The organism is uncultured Anaerovibrio sp. (assembly GCA_902786545.1).
Classification (GTDB): Bacteria; Bacillota; Negativicutes; order Selenomonadales; family Selenomonadaceae; genus Anaerovibrio.
In genome coordinates this window covers 1-20729 of record CADACU010000006.1, presented here as the reverse complement: position 1 = coordinate 20729, position 20729 = coordinate 1, and the positions used below count along the sequence as shown (strand labels likewise).

Below are 20729 nucleotides of genomic sequence, written 5' to 3'. Positions count from 1 at the left end.
GTTCATATATATTATTTGTTCTGGCGCATCCATACAGGAATATCAATTCCATTGGCCTTATAGAAATCCTGCTTTGGCATTCCCAAATCAGCATTACCCTGAGCACTCTTACCAAAGACCGGAACCCGCATACCGCCTGTCTGTGATGGCTGTCCATCCAATCTTGGCATCGCCATAGCCCGGTTGTTGGCCTGCTCAGACTCAAAATTGGTAGCAACTACAGTAACCCGAACAGTATCGCCCATGGTATCATCCACTGAAACACCCCAGATAATGTTGGCATCCGGATGAGCCTCTTCCGTAATACTCTGACTGGCTTCATTCAGTTCCATCATATTGAGGTGGGAAGACTCACCAATGAAGTTAATGATTACGCCTCTGGCACCACTCACGGAAACCTCCAACAGCGGAGAGTTCACTGCCTCTCTAAGAGCTGTCATAGGAGCGTTATCACCGGAAGACTCACCAATACCCATCAAGGCTGGTCCGGCATTCTGCATTACTGCCTGTACATCGGCAAAGTCAAGGTTAACATAACCAGTATCATTAATCAGGTCAGAAATACTTTGAACACCCTGACGGAGAATATCATCTACTGACTTAAAGGCATCAATGAAGGATGTATTCTTTTCAATTATAGATAAAACCTTTTCGTTAGGGATGGTAATAATCGTATCCACCCGCTGGCGCAACTCAGCAATACCAGCCTCAGCCCGTTTCATCCGCATACGACCTTCATAGGCAAACGGTCTGGTTACAACCCCCACGGTCAAAGCGTTAATCTCCTTGGCACATTCAGCTACTACTGGCGCAGCACCGGTTCCGGTACCACCACCCATACCAGCTGCAATGAATACCATATCGGCTCCTGCCAATGCAGCCTTGATTTCATCCTTGTTTTCTTCAGCTGCCTTTTTACCGATATCCGGACGGGCACCAGCTCCCAATCCACGGGTAGCCCGCTCACCAATCTGAATACGGGTAGAAGCCTTTGACTCAGACAATGCCTGGGCATCAGTATTGATTGCAATGAAATCAACGCCTTTTACACCGGCATTAACCATGCAATTGATGGCGTTATTTCCGCCACCACCGACGCCAACTACTTTAATAACAGCCTTGCTGTTAAAATCAAAATCATCAAACTCTATTGGCACCAAAAAAACCTCCACACAGTTATTTTATTTCACTAAATTTTCATTCTAATCACACATAAAACATTATAGCATCTATCTTATATAAAATCTATAGGAAATAAAACTTAACTTGTCCGCATTACGATCTTTTTTGCAGCAAATGCTGGCGAATAATGCCAAGATTGTTGAAAATTCGCAAACCAAAGGCCAAAAGGGCCACATAATACAAATCTATGCCCAGCCGGTCCCCCACATAAACCAGAAATGCCGCCAAAAGCGCATTGGTAAAAAATCCGGTAATGAACACCTTATCATCAAAATTCCCATTGCAGGTGGCCTTTAATCCGCCAAATACCGAGTCCAGACAGGCCATCAAAGCCACGGAAAACAGACTGGAATACCCCGCCGGGATACCCCATGGCACTACAAAGCCCACCAACAGTCCCAAAACCAGACCAATAACTGCATATATCATTTTGATGCCTCCTTCGTGGAAGGGGTGGCCAATTTGTACTTGCTGCTGGCCTTATAAGCCGGTATCCAGACATTGTCCGATGGCTGAATATCCAGCTTTATGCCCCACACCTTCAGGGAGTCGGCTACGCCGCCCCGCATATTGATGGCATTGATAAGGTTATCCTTGTCCCCGATAGCCCTTATCTCAAAAGGTGGTGCCGACCGGACATTATTAACGGAAATAGTTGGCCCGGCACAGCGGATTTCCGAATTGGCCGTCAAACGCTGGTCATTTATGGAAATAGCTTCTGCCCCGGCCGCCCGCAGCTCATTTACCACCTTTAAAATATCCTCATCGTGGACGAGATAAAGATTTGGATCGTTATCCTTTTTGGCAATCTTGCCACTATCATCAATGGTGAGAATGATGCCCGGTCCTTCCAAAGCAGTCATTCCCGCAAACATCATAACATCATCAGCTATTTTTTCGTTCTTTTCGGAGCCTGACATACCCTTCAGGTCACGCAGTTCCGCTTCCAGCTCCTTGTTTTCTGCCTCCATTTGATGCAGTCTGGCGGAAAGCTCCTCCACCCGCTGGAATGGCAGAGAAGCCCTGATATCCTGAGTGCTTCTGAACTGCACGGACAGCATCAAGCCAAGAACCATGCAGACACAAGCAATCGACAATCGCCCTTTTTCAATATGCATTTTCTTCCCCCTGCTAGTTGGTATGCTACCCTTTTAATTTAATGGAATAGGAGCCATCAAAGCGGGCATCCACATAATCAATTGGATGCTTGGCCTGTTTAATCTCCCGATTGAGGCTTTCGGTGATCTCCAGCTTTTTCTCCAATGAGGATATCTCACCCATTTTCAGCTGTACACCGCCCCGCATATAAACTATTACATTCTCCGGGTCAGTTATATTTATTTCCGACAGGTTGGCTGTGGTTTCCCAATCCAGCTTGTCCAAATAATTCAGCACTGTGTTTATGTGGTCATTGTCCACGCTGTCCCCCACAAACAAATCCTTTACCTCCACCCCGGAGATAATCGGCACCGGAATATTGCTTAAAGTACGATGGGCCGCCAACACAATGCCACCCCGCCCGGCTTCCAGATAGCCGTAATCACATTGCAATATGGCTAGTGGCGGACGCTCCACCACCTGGATTTCAATAGTATCAGGGAAAACCCGTTTTACTATGGCCCGTTCCACCCGGATATCCTTGGCCATAGTCTGCATGATATCATCTATCTTCAGCTGGAACAGATTCTCCCCCATGGTCACTCCGGCCAGACGGCAAACCTCCTCTTCCGGCAGATAGTAATTTCCATGAATCTTTATGTGCTTCAGAACAAACACCGGCGATAACGCAAATATGATAATTATAAGGAAAACCGACACCACACCCAGCAGTCCCACCAAAGCCCGCTTGGATATTATCTTTCTTCTTGGTGCTTCCATATATTCACCACCTAATTATCAATCCTCAAACCCGGCCAAATACAAAATCTTCTGGCAGAGCTCCGGGAACTCCATCCCGGCTGCCCGGGCCGCATCCGGCACCAAAGAGGTCTCTGTCATACCTGGTACAGTATTGACTTCAATAGCATATGGCTTGTTATTTCTGGCACTGAGCATAAAATCCACCCGGGCCACGCCACTGCAGCCACAAACCGCAAAGGCCTTCTTGGCGATGGACTGCACCTGTTCCGTCAGCTCCGGACTCAACGGAGCTGGGATAATGTGCTGGGAGCCCCCCACCTTGTACTTGTTTTCATAGTCATACCAGCCTTGAGCGGTGGTGATTTCAATAATCGGCAAGGCTTCCTGCTTCTCTTCATTGCCGTAAACCGCCACAGTGAGCTCCCGGCCCTTGATATATTTTTCCACCAAAACCTCGTTATCATACTTGAAGGCTTCCTGCAAAGCATCCTCCAGCTCATATGGAGCCGTTACGATAACAACACCGATACTTGACCCCTGGGAAGAGGCCTTTACCACTACCGGAATGGAGAACTCCTCCATAATTTCCTTGGCCAAATCCCGGTTCTTGTATTCAAAGGAATAATAGGTACGGGCTTTTGGGGTTGGGATACCGGCCGATGAAAAGAAATGCTTGGTTGCCACCTTGTCCATGGTAACAGCTGCCGCCCGCAAGCCAGAGCTTGTATAAGGAATACCCAGCATATCCAGAGCTCCCTGAATAGTCCCGTCTTCCCCAAACTGCCCATGCAGGGCGTTAAATACGAAATCAGCCTTCATCTCCCGGATCTGGTCAACAAATTTTTCCGGCTCCAGCTCTAAACCTTCGGCATTATAATTCTTGGATTTCAAAGCTGCCAATATGGCATTGCCGCTCCGGCGGGATACCTCAGCCTCACTGGACGGACCGCCCATAACCACAACTATTTTCTTACTCATTCTCTATCTCCTAAATGTTTATTTCAACAATTCTACCAGTTCTTCGCCACATTTTACAATATCGCCGGCTCCCATGGTCATAATCAGGTCCCCTGGCTGGGCAATGGACTTCAGATATTGGGCAATTTCCTTTTTATCCTTGATATATACTGTATTCTGACCGGTCTGACGGGCCACCTCCTGCACCAGAAGCTCACCATCAACCCCTGGAATTGGATCCTCCCCAGCCGAATACACATCCGTCAACACCAGCAAATCCGTGCCGGCAAAGCAGCTACCGTACTCCTTCTGCAATAGCTGGGTCCGACTGTACCGATGCGGCTGAAAAGCACACACAAGGCGCTTTGGCTGGGTCTGACGGGCGGCTTTGATAGTAGTGGCAATTTCCGTAGGATGATGGGCATAATCGTCCACCACCCAAATATCATTTACCTTGCCCTTGGTCTGGAACCGCCGTTTGGCCCCATTAAACACCGTAAGGCCCTCAGCCATCTGGTCTACACTAAGCCCCAGAGTAATACCGGTCACCACACAGGCCATAGCATTCAACACATTATGCATACCAGGCACATTGAGCCGAACCTGTCCCAGCTTCTCCCCCTTATGAACAACCTCAAAGGTGGTTTCGCTGGCTGTTGTTTGGACATTGGCCGCCATATAATCCGCCGGCTGGTTCATACCATAGGTAACAACCTTGCACTGCACCTCAGGCAGAATATCCCGGATGTGGTCGTTGTCCGAGCAAACCACCGCCCAGCCATCGTCCCGCACCTGGTTTAAAAACTGGCGAAACGCCTTGATAATATTCTCCATAGTTCCATAATGGTCCATATGGTCATTTTCAATATTGGTCACAATCCCAATATAAGGATGATATTTCAGGAAGGTTCCATCGCTTTCATCGGCCTCGGACACCAGATAATCACTCGTGCCCAGCTTGGCATTGCTGCCCAGATAATCCACCTCGCCACCGATGATAATACTAGGAGATACCCCCTCGTAATCCAAGGAAACCCCTATCATCGAGGTAGTGGTAGTTTTACCATGCGCTCCGGCCACGGCAATACCCTTGCAATTATTTATCAAAAAGGCATTGACATCAGACCGGTGGAGTCGCTTTAATCCCAGACGGTTGGCCTCAACCACTTCTGGATTTTCCTCCCGGATGGCACTGGACACCACAATAGCCTCAGCGCCCACCACATTTTCCGCCTTATGACCAATAAAGATTTTAGCCCCCAAATCACGCAAAATCCCCGTCATAGTGGATTCCTTCATATCAGAGCCGGAAACCTCATAGCCCTTTTCCACCAAGATCTTGGCCAGAGCACTCATTCCGGCGCCGCCTATTCCAATAAAATGAACCTTCTTAATGCCTGTAAGCATTATAATACATCCCTTCAATTTTATATTAGTTCTTTTTTGCTAATTGAATTATGATTTCGCCAATGGTATCAGCCGCTTCCGGCCGACCAATGCTTTGGCTGGCCTCGGCCATTTCCTTTAACAATTTGTCATTGCCCAAAAGCTGTTCAATAACCGAAATCAGTATATCAGAATTCAAGTCCTGATTCAAAATCACCCGGGCAGCCCCAGCCTTTTCAATGGCTCTGGCATTAAACTCCTGATGATTTTCCGCTGCATAAGGATATGGTACCAGCACCGCCGGTATTCCCTTGGCAGTCAGCTCCGCCAAGCCGGTAGCCCCAGCCCTGAACACGGCCAAGTCAGCAATCGCCATGGCCTGCGGCATATCATACAAATAGGGCACAACCTTCAGATTGTCATACTGCTGCAAGTTCACCCCAGCCTCCGCAATCCGATTCATTATATCCCCGTTCTCGGCCTTGCCGGTGGCGTGTAAAATCTGCACCGTTTTGCTGCCGGCAAAGTGCTTTAACACACCTACCATCGCCCGGTTGATGCTGCGGGCCCCCCGGCTGCCGCCGGAAACCAGTACCGTCTTTTTCGCCGGATCAAGATCAAAGGCTTCATACCCTGGCATTTTCTCAGTATTCACCACTTCATCCCGGATAGGATTGCCGGTAAATATCACCTTATCCTGTGGGAAAAACTTATTGGCCTCAATGGCCCCGGTGGCAATCCGGCTGACAAAATGGGATAAAATCTTGTTGGTTATCCCCGGCACCACATTCTGCTCCTGAATAAGGGTAGGTATCCCCATCAGGCTGGCCGCCATAAGAATTGGCCCACACACATAACCGCCGGTACCGATTACCACATCCGGCTTGTAAGACCGCACAATCCCCGCCGCCTTGAAAACGCCCCCGATAGCCTTAAAAAAGCGAACAATATTAACAGGGCTCAAACTCCGTTTAAAGCCCTGCAAATCAACTGTCTTAAATGGCAGGCCTTCCTTGGGCACAATATCCGCCTCCAGGCCGGTACTGGTTCCCACATAAAGGACCTCCAAATCATTTATTTGTTTCTTCAACGCCCGTATGATGGTAATGGCTGGATAAATATGCCCGCCAGTACCACCACCAGATACAATTATCTTCATTTAAGCAAATCCTTTACCAATCGTTTGAAGTCACGGCCCCGTTCCTCAAAGCCGGTGTACATATCAAAAGATGCACAGGCCGGGGACAGAAGCACGGTCTGTGGTATGCCGGAAACCTGGTGGGCAATCTCTACCGCCTTGTCCATGGAATAGCCTGCCTCGTGAATATGCTCCGGCGCATATCCAAGAGAAAGTGCCGCTTCCTTGAAGCGTTCCGCGGCATCCCCCACTAAAATCAGCTCATCAACCTTTTCCTTGACCAAAGTCATAAATTCGGTCAAATCAGTGTGCTTGTCGTCACCACCGGCAATCAGGATAAGATGTCCGTCAAAGCTCTCCAGTGCCTTGATGGAAGAATCAGTATTGGTGGCCTTGGAATCATTGTAATAAGGCACACCATTTACAGTAGCTACCGGCTCAATCCGATGTTCCACCGGTTCAAAAGCCTTCAAGGTTTCCCCGATTTTCGGGATACGCACACCACCCAGGAAAGCTGCTGCGGCGGCCGCCAGCGCATTTTCAATATTGTGGCCACCCTTTATCTTTAATTCATCCGCTTTGCACAGCTTGCAGGTCTGTCCCTGCCATACGATAGTCAGCCAGCCATCACAGAGGAACGCTCCCTCTGCCAAAGCTTCCTTCCGGCTGAAGAAAAATACCTGTCCCTTGGCCCGATTAGCCATATCTCTGGTCTTTGGATCATCATAATTCAGTACCAAAAAATCGTCCTTGGTCTGGTTGGCAAACATTTTCTCCTTCATCTGCTGATAAACTTCCAGGCTGCCATGACGTACCACATGGTCCGGGGTAACATTCAATTCCACTGCTACATGAGGGTTAAAGTCCTTGGACGCTTCCATCTGATAGCTGGAAATCTCAGCTACAACACAGCTGTTTTCCCCAGCCTTTAACGCCTCCTCGCACAGTGGCACACCGATATTGCCCCCCACACCGGCATTTGGATACCGGGTGCGCATCAGCTGGCCCAGCAAGGTTACGGTAGTGGTCTTGCCATTGGTACCGGTTACTGCCAAAATTGGTGACTTGGCCAGCTTGTAGGCCACCTCCACCTCAGATGTAACCTCAATATTCCGCTTGTAGGCTTCCTGAACCAAAGGAATCCGAACTGGCACCGCCGGGGAAAGAATAACCATATCCACCCCATCCAGCAAGGTATTTTCCTGCTTGCCAAACACCAGCTTTACGCCGGCATCTCGCAACTCCTGCAAATCGTACTTAATGTCGGCTTCCGCCTTGGAATCACTGAGAGTAACCTCGGCGCCCATCTGCTTGGCAATCTTGGCCACAGCATTTCCGCTAATGCCAACACCCACTACCAATACCTTTTTATCCTGAAAATCCATCTTCTACATCTCCCTATCATAAATTAGGAATTCCTAATCCCCATTCCTAATTCCTAATTCCTAATTCATCATTCCTAATTCATAATTAGCACTAAATTCCTAATTCCCAAACATATACACCATCAGGCCCAAAATTCCCATTACCAGGCCCACGGTCCAGAACACCCAGACAACCTTAAGCTCCGACCAGCCCTTCAGCTCAAAATGATGATGAATCGGGCTCATCAAAAATACCCGTTTGCCGGTACTCTTGAAGGATGCCACCTGAATGATTACCGACAAGGTTTCACATACAAAAATAAAACCAATCAAGGCCAGCAAAAGCTCCGTATGGGTCAATATACCAGCCGCCGCCATAACGCCGCCCAAAGCCAGGGAACCGGTATCACCCATAAATATTTTGGCCGGATGATAGTTGAATTTCAAAAAGCCCAGACAGGCCCCCACCGTCGCCGCCAGCATAACAGCCAGCTCACCTTTGCCCATGGCTGCGCAGACCAGCATGTAGAAAAAGGAAGCCACTGCCACCGTACCGGAAGCCAGTCCATCCAAGCCATCGGTCAGATTTACCGCATTGGTAATCCCCACCATAACAAACATCATGAAGGCATAAAAGAAAAAGCCAAAATCAATATTTCCCACAAATGGAACCCACAAATCCGTCGGCAGTCCGCCAAACACCGCCACCAATCCGGCGATTATAATCTGTCCCAGCAGCTTCTGCCTAGGCTTCAGCCCTTCATTATGCTTTCTGACTACCTTGATATAATCATCCAGAAAGCCCAACAGAAAATGGCCCAATATCACAAACAGCGCCAGCATAACTTCCTTGGTCCAAGGAGAAAACACCAGAGTGGCCACCGTCAGCCCCAAAATAATCATCATGCCCCCCATGGTTGGGGTACCGCTTTTGACCTGATGACTCTGTGGGCCCTCCTCCCGGATACTCTGTCCAAACTTCAGCGCGTGCAATTTGGGAATAAACCACGGGCCAGCCCCCAATACCAATATAAAGGCCAGGGCCAACGCATAAGCCGCATTCATTGGCAGCACAAAATTCGTCCCAGCTATTGTAAATTCCAACAACATTTAGTAAAAGCCTCCAAATTTACCCTGTGCTAACGGGTGCTAAGGCTCCCACCCTTTAAGTGGGAGTAAAGCACCCATAAATCCCAGGATTTATTCGACTACATTCAGTTGGATTTTAAAGAACCAACTGAGTAAGTCTCATTTTACATTAATTCTATAATCTTTTCCATCTGCATGCCCCGGGATCCCTTAAAGAGCACGGTATCCTCCGGCTGCAGCATTTCATGCAGCTTATCGGCGGCCGCCTGATGGCTCTCCACATGGAAAACATTTTCCATCCCGGCCATTTTGGCCCCATTGGCAATTTCCTGCCCCATTTTTCCATAAGCAATCAGGGCAACAGCACCACTGTTGGCTACCTGCCGTCCCACCTTTTGATGGGCCGCCACCGAGACCTCACCCAGTTCCAGCATATCCCCCAGCACGGCAATCCGCCGCCCCTTGGCAATTTCCTGCAAAGTGTTGATAGCGGCCTCCATGGACATAGGACTGGCATTGTAGGCATCATTGATAATGTTATATTCGCCCATCCGCTTTGTTTCAAACCGCATGCTGGACATCTGTAAATTAGTCAAACCGTACTGAATAGCCTTAGCATCCAGGCCCAAATGCCAACCAGCCGCAATTGCCGCCAGTGCATTGGACACATTATGCCGGCCCACCATTGGCAAAGTAAACTCCGCTACTTCGCCCTTTTGCCCCAAACGGCATTTAAAGATAGTTTCCGTAGCCGTTCCTGTTACATCAGAGGCCTTAATATCAGCCTCTCTATCTATACCAAAGGTTATGACCTTGACACCGCTATGACACTTGTCCTTCATAGCCGCCGTATATTCATTATCATTGTTTAAAATCACCGTACCACCGGCTGGAATAGCCTCCACCAGCTCGGCCTTGGCCTTGGCGATATTTTCCATAGACCCTAACAGCTCCATATGGGTTTCCCCCACATTGGTAACAATACCAATGCTTGGTGCTGCCACAGGAGCCAATGCTGCAATCTGGCCCAGCCCGCGCATGCCGATTTCCACTACAGCGGCCCGATGAGTCTCATCCATATTCAGCAAAGTCAGCGGCAAACCAATCTCGTTATTGAAATTCCCCTGAGTCTTTAACACCGGCAGCTTGGCTGACAGTACTGAGGCGGTTAAATCCTTGGTGGTAGTCTTGCCGTTGGAGCCGGTAATAACAATCACAGGAATATCAAACTTCATCCGCCAAAAATGAGCCAGCTTCTGCAGCGCCGTCTGGGTATCAAAATCCGCCTTTATAATCGTCCCACCCAGCTTATCACCATTCGCCTGATATTCATTGCTGACCAGCACCCCAGCGGCTCCCTGCTTAAAGGCCTCCTCCACGAAGGTCTCTCCGTTGAACCGCTCCCCCTTCAGGGCCACAAACAACGCCCCTGAGGTAATTTTTCTGGTATCGGTAATCACATCAGCAAATTCCTGCTGTCCATGTTCCAAAACAGTAATATGGCCCAAAGCCTGCTCTATATCGGCTAAAGAAAATTTTGGCATAATCATTCTCCCAATTTTGCTTTTATAGCTTCCATTGCCACTTCTTTATCGTCAAAGTGAATGGTTTTATCCTTTAATATCTGGTAATCCTCATGCCCCTTGCCGGCAATCACCACAATATCCCCGGCCTCGGCCAGACGAACCGCCCGGAAAATCGCTTCCTTCCGGTCTATAATCGACTCATGCTGCTTATCACCGCAGGCTTCCTCAACTCCTTCAACCACTTGGCTGAGAATAAAGGCCGGATCCTCGGTGCGAGGATTATCTGAGGTAGCAATAACAATATCCGACAGCTCGGCCGCAATCCGGCCCATAATCGGCCGCTTGGTCCGGTCCCGATCGCCGCCGCAGCCAAACACCGTAATAATCTTTTTATCGCAAATCTTCCGGGCCGTATTGATGATATTTTCCAGGCCATCCGGCGTATGAGCATAATCCACGATTACGGCAAAATCCTGTCCGCCCCGTACCAGCTCAAACCGTCCCGGCACACCGGTAAAATCCTCCAGTGCCGCCTTGATAATCGGCAATGGCACGCCTTCGGCCATAGCAGCTCCTACTGCTGCCATTACATTATATACATTGAAAATACCGGTAATCTTTAAATCCAATGGCAATACGCCAAATTTATGCTTAATATCAAACTTGGCCCCACTGGACAGCACCTGAATATTTTCCGCCTTCAAAAAGGCCGCATTATCAATGCCGTAGGTAATATGGCGACAATCCGCATGGCTGAGCATAAAGGCTCCGGCTTCATCGTCCACATTCACCACCGCTGTCTTGCCATTTTTCACATTGGTCTTGGCGCCCACCATATCAAACAGCTTGGCTTTGGCCAGCTTGTAATTTTCCAGCGTCTTGTGATAATCCAGATGATCCTGGGTCAGGTTGGTAAATACCACCGTATCAAATTCCACCCCGGCCACCCGGTTCTGGTCCAAGGCATGGGAGGAAACCTCCATCACCACATAGTCCATGTTCTTTTCCAGCATCATGGCCATGGTATGCTGCAGCTCCACCACATCCGGGGTGGTATTGTGAATAGGCAGCACCTCGTCCTCAATCATTATCTGAATAGTACCGATAAGCCCCACCCGAAAGCCCATTTTCCGGAGCATAGCCCGAATCATATAGCTGATGGAGGTCTTACCGTTGGTCCCGGTAATGCCGATTACCCGCATTTTCTGAGCCGGATAATCATGGAAAAATGGCACAATCACCTTCAATGCCTCGGAAAGATTTGGCACCAGAAGCACATCCATCCCCGCCGGCATAAAGGCATTCTCATTATCGGTGATAATGGCCACTGCGCCCTTTTCCTTGGCCTGAGGAATAAAATCATGTCCATCAACATGGGCACCCACCATACAGGCAAACAGGGTACCTTCGGTAACCTTCCTCGAATCATGCTCTATATCCTTAATTTCCGTATCGCTGTTCCCAATAATCTCAGCGCCCTCAATCAGCGCCGCCAGTGTGCCTAATATCTTTCCCATAGGACCCTCCTACAAAATCTCATAACTTAACCAATACATTATAACGCAGATTTTCCTATATTTATATAGGAAAATATTCTTTTTAGCGTTTCGTCGAAGTATAAATATAACTCGACATAACGCAATTGTTCAGATTTTGCTATAATCGTCAAAATATAGTATGTCTCAACAGCAAACAAAAAGCAGCCCGCAGGCTGCCTAATAAAAACATTCGACAAAACTTGATGTCGCACTTTTTGTGTCCACTAAATCATACTAACAGCATCATAATCTCAACCGCTCACTACTATAACCTCTCGATATCATATACCATTTTATCCAATAAACTTTCCTGATACAGAGCTTTTTTGCGCATTTTCATTTCCTGGACCAAGTCTGTCAATTTAGGATGCACAGATGAAGGCAACTTTTGCAGGCGCCCATCTGGCAAATCGGTAACTGCTTCTTTATAATCATCCACCGACATATGCCACAAATCCACATTATCATAACGGGACAAAATATGCTGCGCTATACCGATACCTTCCGGATCCAAATCGCCAGCATAAAGGATTTTCGCCCCACTCTTACCAAGGCGATCAAGAACGGCCCAGGAAGCCGCCTTAAGCTGACCATGAAAGGCTATCAAGGGCAGGACCTTGCCTATAGCTATCAATGTATCCATCAAAGCCGAAAATATCCCTGAATTTTCCACAATATAAACAGGCATATCTATTCCACCTATAGGTTCTATTTTATGGGCCTGAATTATTTCCCGTAAAGGAATATTTAGTGGAGAGAAGGATTTTGTACTCTCCCGCCAATAGGCAATTTCTGCCCCTGTTTTTCTGTACGCCACTAAACCGTACACCGTGGCAAAATTTAATATATCATCCCTAATAACATGATATTGATATAATAAGCTAGTTCGCTCATCAGCTGCCATCGGCACATTGGAGCCACGAAGAAAAGCCATCGCCTGTAGCAATAGCCGACCGGCTGGCTGGTCAAAATCAAAGGCATGAGGATTGCCGGTTGCCCTATTGGCAAATACTGGCAACCGTTCATACACATCAACAATATGATCAAGACCAGTGGCCACATCATTCAACAGTTCCATATTATAATTTAAATCCCGTTTGGACAACCTTAACTGGCCATCCTTCAAAGACTGTAGCCATTTTGTAGCCAACTCGGACGAATGTTCACGCAAAAGCTGATCAAGGATTAACTGCCGTTTATTTTCTTTTTGTCGTCGCTCTTCCTGCTTGCTTACAAAATTATCCGGCAACAATGACAATATAAAATTCTCTATATCAATCCCCTCAAAGCGGGTTTTATTCCAAGCATTGGACAACTCCCGGAAGGACACTCTAGTTTGCCCCTTAATTTCCCGCCGCAAAAATGCCCCCAAATCCCGTTGTTCCGTGTCTGATAATGAACTTAGGCTGACACTACCTCCGAAATGACCCAGGCTACGATATTTTTGGGAAAAATCCCTTACCAGCCTAAAAAGGACTTGATGGGCCTTAAAATATTTAACTGCCTCTTCCTGTAATCCATCACCCATTTGCTGTGTCCTCCACCATCACCTGCTTTGTATTGCCGTCCCAGTGGTACCCCAATACCGAAACATAATTGGCATTGAGGGGCCGAAGCAATTCATATACATTCAGGCTTGGCACCACATCATAATCCCCCCATATTGCCTGGGAATTCATAATGTAATTAAAGCCCATTTGCTCCACCAATCTAAACATATCCCGCATATTCTGTTCATCTACTCCGGCAAAGGCCTCATCCAGTGTAATAAGTCGCGGAGCATCGCTACCAGCATCCAAATAGCGGGAGTAAGCCGCAGAAAACAGTGGCACATACATAGCCATGGCCTTTTCACCACCACTAAGCCGGAAAAAGGCCTTATCCGTCAGCTCCCGTCGCTTTATATGTTCTCCCTTATCGTAATATAGGCGGAATCTAAACCACCGACGATAATCCAATTGTTCCTTAACGGAAGCCTGGAAAGCATCGGCATCCTTTTCCATTATTTCCGCCGCCTCCCTAGCCTTTCGGATACGGGTGGAGAAATGCTGCTCCAATCGCTGCATATCCTCATCCTTCATCAGCTCCGGATCACTATGGAGTAACTCCACCAGCTCTGCCGTATCCAGCTCATCATCATCGTCACCGGTTAATGGCTTCCACTCCAGTCTAAACCTCAATGCACTGGAGGTTTCACTCTTATCCATGAGCTTATTCATTTTCTTTATCCAGTCTTCAGCACCATATATTTTTTCACTGATAGTCCGACCGATACTGTTGAGAATAATCTCTTGGTAAATTTGCTTATCCTGCTCCGACAGTAGATTTCCCTGTTCCAATAAATGGTTTTTTAGCTGCTCCAGCTGTTCATAAGGACTTAATCCCTTACCACCTATGTCAGTAACTGCCAACTGACGTACTGCATAATCCCTTAGCGCTTCCCAAGGCGGTAAAAACTGCTGCTCTTCCTCAGGTGACAGAGGAATAAATTCTCCCACATCATCCATTACCTCCCGCAGTGAGAAGCGATATTCGGCGATTTCATCCCTATGCTGCGCGTATTGATTTTCCACCCGTTGAGCCAATGAATGGAGACTTTGGGTATCACGCGCTTTCTGACGCTCCTGAATTATTTTCTGCAAATCATTCTTGTCACCCGCAAAAAATCCCCGTTGCAGCTCAGCCTGTAAAAGGCCATTCCATCTTTCCCGAAGCTGGCTATAAATAGTCTGATGCCGGGTCAAAAGATTTAACTCCGCGGTGATAGTGGCTTTATTTCGTTCGTTTTCCCCCACCAATCTGGAAACAGCCATCAGCTCCTGAGATATTGTAGCCAAACGAGAAATAACCGCACTAATACGAGCCTCAACAGAGGTTGCATCCATTTCCTCCAGCTGTCTGGTCAAGGCCTCAATGTTTTTCTTTAACTGCAAAATAGCATTTTCTTTGTTTTGCAGTTCACCCTTCAATATATCCACTTCACCACTGACATATTCCACATCTTGCTTGTGCTGACTTACCAGCTCTGCCGTATGAGCGTAATCGGCCTGCAACAGGGTTAGGCTGTTATACGCTTCCCCATATTCATTCATATAGGCCAATGCTTCCTCATAGGCTTGGACAGAAAAACCTAATGTAGTTTCTCCCCGCATTTCCGTTATTTCCAACCGTTCCCGTCGCAGCTCCAATGTTAGCCTTTTTTGCTGCTCATCCTTTTCCTGAAGGCGAAGCCGTTGTTGCTCTATTTCATTAGCCTTGCCTCTGGCTTTATCATAAAGCTGCTGGGCCTCTTGGTTAGAGGGGAATTCCTGCTTTGCCCGACCCAATCTTTCATTCTTCAACAGCAGCTCCTGTTCCAGGCCCTGTTGTTTGATTAACTGATCAGTCAAGCCAGCTATTTCCTGCTCCTTGGTCTCGATTTGCTGACGCCGGTACCTTTCCCGAGCCTGCTTACCGATAAATAACGCCTCCGAGCGCTCAGCTGCCCGTCCGGCAATACTGCCTAGACAATAACCACCCTTTTCCAGATTCAGTGAAGTACCACCACTGGACGGATACACATTATCATCCACTATAATACTGGACAGAATGTCAGCAATACGGGCTGGTGACAGACCGCTATCCCCCGGAACGGGCTCCAAATAATTTATCAGAGAATCCGCCAGCATAACCAATTCACCACTAAACAGCACATTGCCCCGCATATTCTCCGGCAGCTTATTGGCCATTTCATTATTTTCCAAAATAATGGCATTCAGCAGACCAGCTTCCAACAGAGCCGATTCCAGACGCTCACGGACATGCTCTGGAACATTGGACCGAAATTCCGTAGCCTCATATAATGGTAAAAAGGCAATATTATTATCCTTCAAAGAGTTTCTAGCCTGCTTATATGCTTCACTTAACTCCGGTTCTGCCTCCTTCTTCTCCCTAAGAAGCCGCAATTCCTCCCGCTCAATGATTAAATTAGCCTCGATATGCTGAATGTCGGCCCGCACCTTACCTATGGCCCCATCCAATTCCCGCTGATGGTAGCTGACCACATCGCTTAAATGCTTTTCCACTTCAAGCCATTGACTGGAAGAATACAGCTCCCGCAGACAGCCCACCAATTGATTTTCTTGCTCCCCAGTGAAGGAAACAACCTCCTGCCAGCTGGTTTTCCACTCGTAAAAGGCCTTAATAATATTTTCCCGTTCCCGCTCCAATTCCTCCAGTAATTGCTGATATTCATAGGAATATTGGTCGAGGCGCCGATTTTCTTCACCCAACTCCCGTTCATTTTGCTGGACCCGTTGTTGAATATTTTCGTATTCCAAAAGCCGTTTGTGCAGCTGCTGTAGGGTCTTAATATAATTTTGCCGTTCATTGCGCCACAGCATAAAATGACCAGCCACATCATCGTCAGTTAGCTTAAAGCCCTGGCTAATGGCTACATGCGCCGAAAAATCCGCCTCCTGGGCTAAACCTTCTAAATCATCCAAAACCTCAGCTACCTGTTTTTCAACCTCATATAGCTTATATTCCTCACCTTTAACCTGTTCAGATAAGGACAGCTCCCGTCGCCGCTTATCAGATAGCATCTGTGCCCGATGGTTCTGCTCCCGTTCTTCCCTTTCCAGTGTCAGCTGATTTTCCTTTTTCTTCTCTGCTGCCTTATAAGCCTCATTTTCTTGAAGATCAGACTGTTCCTGACGCAAGGCCCGTTCCTCCACAGCCAATTCCTGTTGTCTTTCCCTGGCATTTTCCGCCTGTTCTGAAACATTGGCCAGCAGCTCCCGTTGCTGCTTTTCCTTCTCACCAAGACTATTCAATATATTGTCGCATCTGGCTACTCCCATAGCCCGTTCAGCCAATACAGCTGTATTGTAGGTGGTATAGGCATTACAAATAGCCTGAAAGGCGCCCTGTTCCCGTTTTAACTGTTCGATAGCCAAGCGGGTTTTTTCCATATTTTCCAGAGTTTCCGCCAAAGGACGCAAATCATCATCAGAAAGGGTTGGCAATGAGCCATTCAGGATTTCATATATTACACTTGGCTTAAAATCCCGGGATAATTTGGGACTGCGCAGCTGAATCAACAGCTTCATAAGCTCCTCATACTTTTGAATATCCTTGTAGCCAAAGATATATTGATTAACCATGGTCATGTATTCGCGTTGTTCAGTAGTCACCCGTCCATCTTGACCAATGGCATTCTCTAATTCCCGTTTCGTCAAAGGAATCCGTTGCTCATGTCCAGTTTCTGGATTTTTATTCACATGATATAGCTGAACATCATGACCAATGCGACGTCCATTTTGCAATATAAAGCCCCAAAAGTCCACCTTTGAGGAGCCACGGCGGGCATGAAGACCTATACCGGTAGTAATATACTGGTCACTGTTTTCCCGCTTATATTCAAAAAACAGATAGCCGGTGCGCTCATCATAATCACTGATTTCCTTTTCACCCAGCAGATAATCATCCATAGTCCGGGACTTGGAACCAAAGCTATCCAGCCTGTCCGCCCGTTTCACACCGTCAAGCAAAACAGTCACCAGGCTTTGCATGGTAACGGATTTGCCGGAGCCATTACTGCCCCGCAGCAGCAACCGGCCATCAGCAAAATAGAATTCCACCTCGTCATAATACCAATAATTTAAAATACCAGCTCTATAAGCCTGCCATCTATTTTCACTCATTCTCCGTCCCCCGATTTGGCCTTTTTCTTTTCTTTTTCGCCAGTATAACCAGTAGGATATACCCCTTCATGGCGAAACAGGGCCGACTGTACAATAATCAGACCGTCTTCATCAACCTTTACCATACCCCAGGCAGTCGTTTCCTCCAGCAATCTTTCTGATAGCCGTTTCAGACTCATCTCCCGATACTCCTTTGTCCAGCCAGTTTTAGTACTTTTAGATAACTGTTCCAAATGCCCTTGCCATTGAATAATAGTCATGGGCTGTTTCACCTGCTCTGGAGAAAGCTCTCGAAAATAATGAGATAAGTGCAAAATAATATCGTGAATTCCACGAAAATGTACGGGAAATACATCATTAAACCAAGTGGACTGCTCATGGGATACCGCCATAACCCCATTTTGATACAGCTCCAAATGAAGACCAAACCAATCCTGAATAATATCCTCCAGGCGGCCCCGCCTGTTGCACAAATAAGAAAAGTCAGCCTCATACTCCTCCTGACGATAAAACACCGGCTTCAATAATAATTCCCGATAAATCCGATTGCGATGATGCCGCAGTGATCTGGCTTCCTCACTGGCATCCGTAACATAATCAGCCTCCAGCAAATCCCCCCATGAATCATAATCCGATAGCTCCCTAGGAAATGATCGCAAGAAATAGCTAGCCAAATTGGTTACCTCATATAATGCCTCACCAGCAATAACCCCATCGGCATCAAAGCCCTGATTGACAAAACCAGTGCTTTCATCGTCCACAATATTAATAATACCTTCCTCCGCCAAAAAATTCAGTACTCTTATAAGGGACTTACGCCAATTATAGGATTCCCAATTTAATCGTGGCGTAAGCGCATCTTCGGGATAGTAGGCCAACATGGCCTCAGCCAAGTCACCTAACAGGAATTGGCCCCCGGATTCATATTCCTCCAAAAAAGCCATCACACAAGCTAGCAAAACATAATCCTCTATACTTTGCATGGCAGTAATCCCCATAAACGGCCATGGATTGGCAGGGATTTTTTCCAACTTGTAAAAATGTGCCGTTACCAAGAGTGGCCAGCCACATTTTTCACGAAAAAATTGCCGTAGCGTTTTCTCGTTACGGCGTATCAACAAATATTCATCCGGCATTTCTCGGCGACTAATCCAGCGATTTTCCAACAAAATCTGGGCCGCCCGCCGCAGCTCCTCCTGCTCACTATCCTCTACCATAAATCACTGCTGTCCTTTCCTAATATAAAACCGCATCTTCGGCATGGAAAAATCCCCATCATCACAATGAAGCACAATGGAAGTAGGATTTCCTTTGTCATAAACCAGCTCAATCAAGGTTCCCAGCTCAGTACGGACAGGGTTTCTGTGCAATGCCTTGGCTACCCACCCAAGAAGGATCTGCCTAACATCTCTGCTTAAAACTGGCAAATCAGCAAAATCAATAACACCATCTGAAGCGAGATCATTTATGGTATCCACCAGTTTTCTTTGTTCATCCAAATAAGCCTTTCGTACTGCATTTTTTGCTTGTCCATGGTCCTGAATTGGCACCTGGCGCTGACGTTCACGATAGGTACTCACCCGTGGCTTAAGCTCAATTCTCGTTGGCAGCTCTTCCTCAATATGGCTGTTCATGTCCTCCATTTCCCGGCTTTCCGCATAAAAATGGCGTCCCCCAGCCGGCCCAAAAACAATGGCACTTAAACAATCAGCCTCATTCTTGCTTCTAACCTGAGAAAACCAATGGGCCAGATGCAAATACTCAGCCTTACGGCTACGGGAAGCTTGTCTTTGTTCAGCCAACCGCTGGGCGAATTTAGTAATACGACGAATGGTATCCACTGTCTCCTTGGACAGCACCGACAACTCACTTTCACGATAACTGGTGCCCATAAACCATTCCCGCATAACCAAAAAGCTTTCCTGAAAATCATCAAAATATTCTTGGGCATTTTTTTCCTCACCCAAACGGGGTATGGATAACTGATAATCCGCTAACCGCTGAAACAAAATAGCTTCCAGCTCTGAATTACTGCTTTTAAACAAATTCTCCATTTTCTGGGCTGAACGCTGCAAACCGATAACGAAATTCTGTAAATATTGAGTAAAACGGTCCTTGTATACTATAAAGGCCATAGTCTGCATCCGTTCCTCCACCTTGGTGCTTTTTAAATGAGCCAGGTAGTCAGAGGAATTTTCCACCATTGTATGAAAATAATGCTGCAAATCCTCCCAAATCTGATGAAGCTCCTTATTAGATACCGGTTTGTCCGGCGTCAAAAACTCCCGTAAAGCACGCAAAATTCGATCAAACTGGGTGGTTTCCAGAGAACCACTAAACTCCTCACCAATAGATTTAAGCTTTTCCACCATGCGCTCTATCTCTACGGTATATGGCGTACACTGATAGCGATATCGTTTCTTCTTAAAATCCATTATGGTTTTAGCCCGACTGGTTTCCTGATGAGGAATGAGATTTTTCCAGCCAACCAAAGTGGTCAAATCCTGCTCCAGCTGCTCAAAAGAATACTCCCGAAAAATAGGATCCCGCTTTAATTCATGAAATATATCCTCGGGATAAACATAGGTCTGCATGTGCTCATGGCGCTTAAAACAAAAATGCAGTATTGAGCGATAACGCCAGGTATTTTCTGTATTAAGGTAGCTTACTTCGGAAATTCGCCGAAAATCCTGTTCGTCCAATTTTTTGCTCCTATCATAAAATAAAAAACTATTTCAATAAACCTTGTAGCTAAGATACAGTATAACACATAATGGTCACATTTTCGTCATTATTGTTACTTGATCTGATATCAAAAAATGTGTCGCACTTTTTGTGTCCACTAAATCATACTAGCAGTAAGCTATTACCATTTTTATAATGATTGTATAATTACCTCTTGCTTTCTCCTGCCATAAACAAAGCGCAAAACCACAATCTTCCTAGCCTCATCATCCACAAGATAGTACACAATATAATTCTTCACCAAAAAACGACGCACATTA

General features: G+C 46.9%; 15 protein-coding genes. All 15 read right to left on the bottom strand.

Annotation, left to right across the window (positions count from 1 at the left end; translation table 11 throughout):
- Nucleotides 1-11: 11 nt before the first annotated feature.
- The 15 genes from ftsZ to QZV24_RS01990 all read right to left on the bottom strand — a co-directional run bounded on the left by ftsZ (nt 12) and on the right by QZV24_RS01990 (nt 20426).
- Nucleotides 12-1151 (bottom strand): cell division protein FtsZ, encoded by a 1140-nt coding sequence (gene ftsZ, locus QZV24_RS02060; protein WP_294519527.1) that lies wholly within the window; start codon nt 1149-1151, stop codon nt 12-14.
- A gap of 124 nt (nt 1152-1275) precedes the next feature.
- A complete protein-coding gene (locus QZV24_RS02055; RefSeq protein WP_294519368.1) occupies nt 1276-1611 on the bottom strand; it encodes a small basic family protein in 336 nt (111 codons plus the stop codon).
- Nucleotides 1608-2300 (bottom strand): DUF881 domain-containing protein, encoded by a 693-nt coding sequence (locus QZV24_RS02050; RefSeq protein ID WP_290657854.1) that lies wholly within the window; start codon nt 2298-2300, stop codon nt 1608-1610. Before QZV24_RS02050 ends, QZV24_RS02055 begins: the two co-directional genes overlap by 4 nt.
- 25 nt (nt 2301-2325) lie before the next feature.
- On the bottom strand, nt 2326-3060 hold the full coding sequence (locus QZV24_RS02045; protein ID WP_294519363.1) for a cell division protein FtsQ/DivIB: 735 nt from the start codon (nt 3058-3060) through the stop codon (nt 2326-2328).
- Between the two features lie 18 nt (nt 3061-3078).
- Nucleotides 3079-4020, bottom strand: coding sequence for a D-alanine--D-alanine ligase (locus QZV24_RS02040; protein ID WP_294519360.1), 942 nt, complete (start codon nt 4018-4020; stop codon nt 3079-3081).
- Nucleotides 4021-4038: 18 nt separating this feature from the next.
- Nucleotides 4039-5406: a UDP-N-acetylmuramate--L-alanine ligase gene (gene murC, locus QZV24_RS02035; protein WP_294519358.1), complete on the bottom strand. Its 1368-nt coding sequence runs from the start codon at nt 5404-5406 to the stop codon at nt 4039-4041.
- 25 nt (nt 5407-5431) lie between these two features.
- Nucleotides 5432-6544, bottom strand: coding sequence for an undecaprenyldiphospho-muramoylpentapeptide beta-N-acetylglucosaminyltransferase (murG, locus tag QZV24_RS02030; protein ID WP_294519355.1), 1113 nt, complete (start codon nt 6542-6544; stop codon nt 5432-5434).
- The gene (gene murD / locus QZV24_RS02025; RefSeq protein ID WP_294519352.1) at nt 6541-7908 is read right to left on the bottom strand and encodes a UDP-N-acetylmuramoyl-L-alanine--D-glutamate ligase; all 1368 of its coding nucleotides are present in this window, start codon (nt 7906-7908) and stop codon (nt 6541-6543) included. Before murD ends, murG begins: the two co-directional genes overlap by 4 nt.
- 99 nt (nt 7909-8007) lie before the next feature.
- Complete coding sequence (gene mraY, locus QZV24_RS02020; protein WP_294519525.1) at nt 8008-8952, bottom strand: phospho-N-acetylmuramoyl-pentapeptide-transferase; 945 nt, start codon at nt 8950-8952, stop codon at nt 8008-8010.
- Nucleotides 8953-9140: 188 nt separating this feature from the next.
- Entirely contained in the window at nt 9141-10520 is a 1380-nt protein-coding gene (gene murF, locus QZV24_RS02015) for a UDP-N-acetylmuramoyl-tripeptide--D-alanyl-D-alanine ligase (protein WP_294519349.1), read from the bottom strand.
- A 2-nt stretch (nt 10521-10522) separates the two neighbouring features.
- A complete protein-coding gene (locus QZV24_RS02010; RefSeq protein ID WP_294519345.1) occupies nt 10523-12019 on the bottom strand; it encodes a UDP-N-acetylmuramoyl-L-alanyl-D-glutamate--2,6-diaminopimelate ligase in 1497 nt (498 codons plus the stop codon).
- Nucleotides 12020-12305: 286 nt separating this feature from the next.
- Nucleotides 12306-13568, bottom strand: a complete 1263-nt coding sequence (locus QZV24_RS02005) for a TIGR02679 family protein (protein WP_294519342.1) — start codon at nt 13566-13568, stop codon at nt 12306-12308.
- Nucleotides 13561-17724 carry a TIGR02680 family protein gene (locus tag QZV24_RS02000; protein ID WP_294519339.1) on the bottom strand — a complete coding sequence of 1388 codons (4164 nt, stop codon included), beginning with the start codon at nt 17722-17724 and terminating at the stop codon, nt 13561-13563. Before QZV24_RS02000 ends, QZV24_RS02005 begins: the two co-directional genes overlap by 8 nt.
- On the bottom strand, nt 17721-18941 hold the full coding sequence (locus tag QZV24_RS01995) for a TIGR02678 family protein (protein WP_294519336.1): 1221 nt from the start codon (nt 18939-18941) through the stop codon (nt 17721-17723). Before QZV24_RS01995 ends, QZV24_RS02000 begins: the two co-directional genes overlap by 4 nt.
- A 3-nt stretch (nt 18942-18944) precedes the next feature.
- Entirely contained in the window at nt 18945-20426 is a 1482-nt protein-coding gene (locus QZV24_RS01990; RefSeq protein WP_294519333.1) for a TIGR02677 family protein, read from the bottom strand.
- Nucleotides 20427-20729 lie beyond the last annotated feature (303 nt).

Bases quoted from the DNA above. Each gene is read 5' to 3' on its own strand.
- QZV24_RS02055 (WP_294519368.1), bottom strand. From the start codon at position 1,611: ATGATATATGCAGTTATTGGTCTGGTTTTGGGACTGTTGGTGGGCTTT.
- QZV24_RS02050 (WP_290657854.1), bottom strand. From the start codon at position 2,300: ATGCATATTGAAAAAGGGCGATTGTCGATTGCTTGTGTCTGCATGGTT.
- QZV24_RS02045 (WP_294519363.1), bottom strand. From the start codon at position 3,060: ATGGAAGCACCAAGAAGAAAGATAATATCCAAGCGGGCTTTGGTGGGA.
- QZV24_RS02040 (WP_294519360.1), bottom strand. From the start codon at position 4,020: ATGAGTAAGAAAATAGTTGTGGTTATGGGCGGTCCGTCCAGTGAGGCT.
- murC (WP_294519358.1), bottom strand. From the start codon at position 5,406: ATGCTTACAGGCATTAAGAAGGTTCATTTTATTGGAATAGGCGGCGCC.
- murG (WP_294519355.1), bottom strand. From the start codon at position 6,544: ATGAAGATAATTGTATCTGGTGGTGGTACTGGCGGGCATATTTATCCA.
- murD (WP_294519352.1), bottom strand. From the start codon at position 7,908: ATGGATTTTCAGGATAAAAAGGTATTGGTAGTGGGTGTTGGCATTAGC.
- mraY (WP_294519525.1), bottom strand. From the start codon at position 8,952: ATGAATGCGGCTTATGCGTTGGCCCTGGCCTTTATATTGGTATTGGGG.
- murF (WP_294519349.1), bottom strand. From the start codon at position 10,520: ATGCCAAAATTTTCTTTAGCCGATATAGAGCAGGCTTTGGGCCATATT.
- QZV24_RS02010 (WP_294519345.1), bottom strand. From the start codon at position 12,019: ATGGGAAAGATATTAGGCACACTGGCGGCGCTGATTGAGGGCGCTGAG.
- QZV24_RS02005 (WP_294519342.1), bottom strand. From the start codon at position 13,568: ATGGGTGATGGATTACAGGAAGAGGCAGTTAAATATTTTAAGGCCCAT.
- QZV24_RS02000 (WP_294519339.1), bottom strand. From the start codon at position 17,724: ATGAGTGAAAATAGATGGCAGGCTTATAGAGCTGGTATTTTAAATTAT.
- QZV24_RS01995 (WP_294519336.1), bottom strand. From the start codon at position 18,941: ATGGTAGAGGATAGTGAGCAGGAGGAGCTGCGGCGGGCGGCCCAGATT.